Genomic DNA, 5258 nt, shown 5'->3' with positions numbered 1-5258 from the left:
TTGATTGGGTTGTTAAGTGGGTCTACAGGGTTATCAACCAACCCGGATAGTAAGGGGTTACCCTGGGAGTCAGAGAATAAAGATTCATTGTTTAAAATTGGCATGACGAGTTTCCATCCAGGTAAGGTTTTAGATGGTGCTACGACAATTCTTTTTATGTAAAAAGTAGGATGCTCTAAGCGAATTTAAAAATCGCTTGAAAACTACCTTAACGACTCTATACGGTTTTCTCTATCCGCAATTTTACTGAAGTTTTAGGGGTTTTTGGGGAAATTTTCGCCTGAACCCTGTGAAGTTATCAGTAATTTTACGGGGAGTTTTCTTGAATTTACTTAGTTTTTAGCCATTAATTTGATGGAGTTTCTTTATGGGCTGTGCTTTTGAAGGAATTTTAATCCTTGTAAGTTAATGCAAAAAATGATGAAGAACTGTTTTTGTTTTGGTCCGGGAGAAGTTTTTTGAGTACAAATACTGAGTTGGTTATGCAGAATACACTTTAAGTGACGAAAGGGGGATTTAATCGGGGCGGTGGAGTTGGAGGGAGGGAGGGAGCAACAACCTAAGCGAAAACATTGAGGAGGGTAGTGCAAACCGATCGCTCCTGTTGAGGAACGATTCCGGTGGCGACGCTAGGGGCCGAACACCATCCTCAATCTCACCTTGAAATGCTAAGATAGCTTGCACTTTTTCTGAACCATAACAAAACCTACCCCATCAGACTAGGGAGACGGTTGTGTCTTCCCCAGTTGCTTCCCCACAATTTAGGATTTTTTGGTAATTTTTTGAAACAACAGTTGCAGTCCCAGACAAAATAAACCCAAGGCAGCAAAAGCAAAAATAAAGGTTGCCAGGGTACTCACCCCCGTAACTAATGTCCGAACTGCAGCGGAAATATTGACGGCGATCGGATTATCCGAGTGAATCGGTTTGTTGGCAAAGGTAGAGGCGATCGCACTGGTGAGCATCATACAAGCATAAGCAAACCCTCCGGAAATGAATGAACCCATGAAGCACCGCATCAAGGTGGGTTGAACGGGTTCTTCATGAGTAACTAAGAGGGGTTTGGGTTGCGTCGGTGTGGGATTAGTCATGAATTTTCTATGGCGAATGGACTGTTTAAATTTTAACGTTTTGATTTGGATATCGAGAGTTAAAGTAGGGTGGACACTGCCCACCCTACAATTACTAAAATCATCCAGTTTAAATGCATCTTTCAGCTTATCGAGAGAACAGAACCTCCCTAATGTATCCCTGGGGCTAACTGAATCCCGGTATTAATGAATTTAGCAATCCAAAAATCTAGGTCCGGATTGCCCAGAGTGTTTTGAACTTGCGCGCGGATTTGTTCCGCTTTTTCCCGGGAGTCGGTGAGGGCAAATACGGTGGGTCCGGAACCGGACATTAGGGTTCCCAATACGTCACACTGCTGGAAGGTTTGCCGCAGTTTTAATACTTGAGGATATTCCGGCAACACGACTTTTTCTAAGTCATTGTGCAGACATTGTACCATTTTCATCTCATCCCGATGCGCGATCGCCTTCACAATTGGTCCGGAATGGACTCGCTTTTGTCTAGCAGCTAAATCCGTGGATTCTCGAACGTAGGTACTGCCAAACTGCTGGCGATAGGTTTGATACGCCCAAGCGGTAGACACCCCTAAACTGCGATATTTTGCCAGAATCACGTACAATCCTTCTAAATCCGGCAGGGGTTCGAGTTGGTTTCCCCGTCCCGTTGCCAAGGCGGTCCCTCCGGTGATACAAAAGGGTATATCCGAACCCAGTTGACTGGCTAAATCTTGTAATTCCGGTTGGGTTAATCCCAGGTCCCAGAGCATTTCCAGGCCGACCAACACGGCGGCAGCATTGCTGGAGCCCCCAGCTAATCCGGCAGCGACGGGAATCTGTTTGTCGATGAAGATATCTGCACCGCCATATTGCTCAAAAGCTTTGGGATAGGCGGTTTTGAGGAGTTCGGCGGCGCGGTAGGCGAGGTTGGTGCGATCGCAGGGGACCTCGGGATGTTGGCAGTGGATCCGAAATTCGTCGATGCCATTGGCACGAATTTCGACGCGATCGCCTAAATCGATGCTTTGCAGGACCATTGACAATTCGTGATACCCATCCGGGCGATCGCCGATAATTTCCAAATACAGATTGATTTTAGCCGGTGCAATTAAGGAATAAGAGCGCATGGGAGGTATTTAAGGGGTGACGGAAGGTTCTAGGGTTAATACGTTGCTTAAAGCCACCCACTGCGACACGCTAAGGTCTTCGGCACGCACTTGGGGGTTAATGTTTAATTGTTCCAGAAACTGGGTCAGTTGATCGCGATCAATCAGTCCTTTTAAATTATTTCGTAACATTTTGCGCTTGCTGGAAAACCCGACTTTTACTAAAGTCTCTAACCACCGGGGGCGATCGGCCAGAATAGCTAAGGGTCGCGGCGACAACCGGATCACGGCTGAATCAACTTTAGGTGCCGGGTAAAAGGCTTTCGCCGGAACGGTACAGATATATTCGCACTCGGCGACATACTGCACCCGCACGGATAATGCCCCATAAGTTCGCGATCCGGGTGCGCCAGTGATCCGTTCTGCAACCTCTTTTTGAATCAGCAGGACGACGGACTGATAGGAAATTCGCGGCGGTTGGGAAATCGTGCCGAGGAGTTTTTCCAGAATGGGGCCGGTGATATTATAGGGAATATTGGCGACGACTTTATGGGGATGGTGAAACAGTTCCGGAGTTTGGGTTAAGACGGACTCTAAATCTAGGTCCAGAAAGTCCGCACACAAGAGTAAGAAATTTGGGATGTCCCCCAATTTTTGGGCGAGTTTTTGGGACAAATTTCGGTCAATTTCTACCGCTACGACGGATTCCGCCTGGGGCAGTAACTGCCGGGTGAGGTTGCCGGTCCCGGGGCCAATCTCTAGGATGCGATCGCCCGGAGATAATGCCGCTGCTTTGATAATTTCATTGAGGGCTTTATCACTTTGCAGCCAGTGTTGAGCAAATTGTTTTCGAGGATAAGGCGATGGCATTTTTATCAGGGGTGGGTTCGGTGGAAAGTCGAGCTTTTTTATTTTACCGGGTTGGGGACCCGAAAACTGCCCTCTTTCTCAAGGAAGATTTGGGCTTATTTCTTAAGGAGTAATTTTTGATGATTGGCCCGAAATGCCGATTTTCCTGCCCCTACACAGAAAAAAATTAAAAACGTTCTACCTTAAGGGAGAGGAAGATTAGAGTAAAAGTTACTAAAGTTTACATAGCGTGTAAAACACCATAAGGATATACAATTATCATGGCAAATTTAGCAGACAACATCAAACAAGTCAAAGAAACTCTACCGAATGTTACCCCGACTCCACCGGATTTAAAACCCCAGGTTACTCCTGGAGAACTCAAGTCTCGTCTGGAGTGGGGAGAACCAGGTTTGACCATTATCGATGTGCGCGATCGCGAATCCTTCAACTACGAACGGATCACCGGCGCGATCGCCATGCCGATGGAGAACCTCGCAGAAACGGCCAGTTCTAGCTTAGAATTTAAGCGGGACATCTACCTGTATGCTGACAGCGATGAGCAAACCAAACAAGCTGCCAGCCAACTCCGCAGCGGTGGCTTTATTAACGTTGCTGAAATTAAAGGCGGTTTACCGGCTTGGAAAGCGATCGGCGGTCCCACGGAAGGGATTGTTTCGGTGGAAGGTGCTTCCGGTCCTAGTTCGGTGAAGAAAAGCGAAAGTAATGTGGCGGCTCGCGTCGGCAAGCAAGGCGACCTTCAAGCTAAAAAATCCAAACAACATCGCTAGAGTATAAGTTTTCAATTCTGCGATCGGTTAGGTGGTTTTGTCAAGCCTAAACTCGGTTTTTAGGCTTGCCATCATCCCTGATGGTAGAGGCGGCGATCGCGTCTCTACTTTGGCATTTTTGAACTGGGGAAGATGTTCGTAATTTCCCCCGTTCGTAGTAACGACTTCAGTCGTTCCTCCCCATCCTCCCCAGCAAGATGCTCCCCATGCTTGAAACCGCCCTAAATAGCCAGTTTTAGACTACTGAGCGATCGCCTTGAAGTAATCTGGATTCACAACTTTCCAGGTACTCGCTAACGCTTCACCCACCGCACCTGTAATAAAGCGATCGCTCCAATAGGCAACGTGAGACAGAGGATTCCAACTGGTTAAGAAATTCCCCACATTCACTGGCCAATCTGTTGTCACCACCTGTTCATATTCAGGACTCAGAGATTTGAGCGGGTAGGCAATAATATCATTCGGATCATAAAAATTAACCCATTCCCCGACTAAATCCGGATGATAAGTCGATAACTGCTGCGCCGGAACCTGGATGGGACGATCAAACTTTTGATGCAAACTCCACAGGGCGATCGGACTCCCTAGAGTATAAAATAAAGTCAGGGTTTCCCCCCGTTCTAACGGAGTATTTCCCATCTGACTCGTCACGGATTCAGGCATTAGCACTTTACTCCCCCGAGTCCGAGTAAATTCCTGAAGATCATAAAAGTAATTGCTGGCGATCACCGTGCCAAGACTATGAGCAATGGTACATAGGGGGGCGGTGGGACCCGCTTTTTCCGCTAAAGTTCGCAGACTTTCTGCAACCCTGCCGTGAATCCCATCATACAGACTGCGATCGCGTTCCGAGGTGACTTGATAGGCGATCGTATCTCCCAAAACATTGATGAAAAAAAACCGCAACCATTCAAACCGCAAATTCTCTCCCTTGACTTTTTCCCATAACTCTCGTTGTTCCGGTTGCAGCAGCGGTGCCCAATAAATATATTCAAACACTAATCGGGATTCAGCTTCCTCTGGGGAAATTCCCAACTGCTGGGCAAATCTTTCAATAATTTGACGGGATAATCTGCTAAAATATTTCGGTTGTTCTAAATTCCCTGCATCCACATCCAGATCTCCCGATCCCATGCCATGAATGACGGCAACGGCTATTTTTTGAACTGACATGATGATCACCCTTCTGACAAAATTGGCAAACTTTTCCATATCATAAATCCGATCGCCTTTCTAGGCTGCTTCCTTTTGGCTGATATTTAGAATCAGGAACAGGTTTGAACGGCACAGAAATCTCAGGGAAATCTCGTCATTTCAAGGGGGTTTAGCGTTTAACAGAATATAAATCCTGACCCCCTGAAGGGGTGACTACAAACGTTCGTAGTGACCCCTTCAGGGGTAGCCCTGTCAAGGTGTATTTGTAGAGGTGCAATGCGATCGCCATC

General features: G+C 47.0%; 5 protein-coding genes. 1 reads left to right on the top strand and 4 read right to left on the bottom strand.

Features of this window, described 5'->3' with window-relative positions; genetic code table 11:
• Positions 1–761: 761 nt before the first annotated feature.
• The 3 genes from J0895_RS13245 to rsmA form a co-directional block, all read right to left on the bottom strand.
• Positions 762–1091 (bottom strand): DUF3082 domain-containing protein, encoded by a 330-nt coding sequence (locus J0895_RS13245; RefSeq protein WP_207088558.1) that lies wholly within the window; start codon positions 1089–1091, stop codon positions 762–764.
• Between the two features lie 149 nt (positions 1092–1240).
• Positions 1241–2194, bottom strand: a complete 954-nt coding sequence (gene ispE, locus J0895_RS13240; RefSeq protein ID WP_207088557.1) for a 4-(cytidine 5'-diphospho)-2-C-methyl-D-erythritol kinase — start codon at positions 2192–2194, stop codon at positions 1241–1243.
• Between the two features lie 9 nt (positions 2195–2203).
• Positions 2204–3043, bottom strand: coding sequence for a 16S rRNA (adenine(1518)-N(6)/adenine(1519)-N(6))-dimethyltransferase RsmA (gene rsmA / locus J0895_RS13235; protein ID WP_207088556.1), 840 nt, complete (start codon positions 3041–3043; stop codon positions 2204–2206).
• A 260-nt stretch (positions 3044–3303) separates the two neighbouring features.
• Between rsmA and J0895_RS13230 the strand changes: the two genes are divergently transcribed.
• The gene (locus tag J0895_RS13230; protein ID WP_207088555.1) at positions 3304–3813 is read left to right on the top strand and encodes a rhodanese-like domain-containing protein; all 510 of its coding nucleotides are present in this window, start codon (positions 3304–3306) and stop codon (positions 3811–3813) included.
• Positions 3814–4053: 240 nt separating this feature from the next.
• Here the strand turns inward: J0895_RS13230 and J0895_RS13225 are convergent, their stop codons facing one another.
• Positions 4054–4986, bottom strand: coding sequence for a hypothetical protein (locus J0895_RS13225; RefSeq protein ID WP_207088554.1), 933 nt, complete (start codon positions 4984–4986; stop codon positions 4054–4056).
• Between the last annotated feature and the right edge of the window lie 272 nt (positions 4987–5258).

Origin of the sequence: Phormidium pseudopriestleyi FRX01 (genome assembly GCF_017313335.1) — a bacterium.
Taxonomy (GTDB): domain Bacteria; phylum Cyanobacteriota; class Cyanobacteriia; order Cyanobacteriales; family Laspinemataceae; genus Laspinema; species Laspinema pseudopriestleyi.
The sequence above is the reverse complement of the archived record's forward strand: the minus strand, read 5'-3'. Positions and strand labels throughout refer to the sequence as shown.

Coding starts and splice junctions, on each gene's coding strand:
- ispE (WP_207088557.1), bottom strand. CDS start 2,194: ATGCGCTCTTATTCCTTAATTGCACCGGCTAAAATCAATCTGTATTTG.
- J0895_RS13245 (WP_207088558.1), bottom strand. CDS start 1,091: ATGACTAATCCCACACCGACGCAACCCAAACCCCTCTTAGTTACTCAT.
- rsmA (WP_207088556.1), bottom strand. CDS start 3,043: ATGCCATCGCCTTATCCTCGAAAACAATTTGCTCAACACTGGCTGCAA.
- J0895_RS13230 (WP_207088555.1), top strand. CDS start 3,304: ATGGCAAATTTAGCAGACAACATCAAACAAGTCAAAGAAACTCTACCG.
- J0895_RS13225 (WP_207088554.1), bottom strand. CDS start 4,986: ATGTCAGTTCAAAAAATAGCCGTTGCCGTCATTCATGGCATGGGATCG.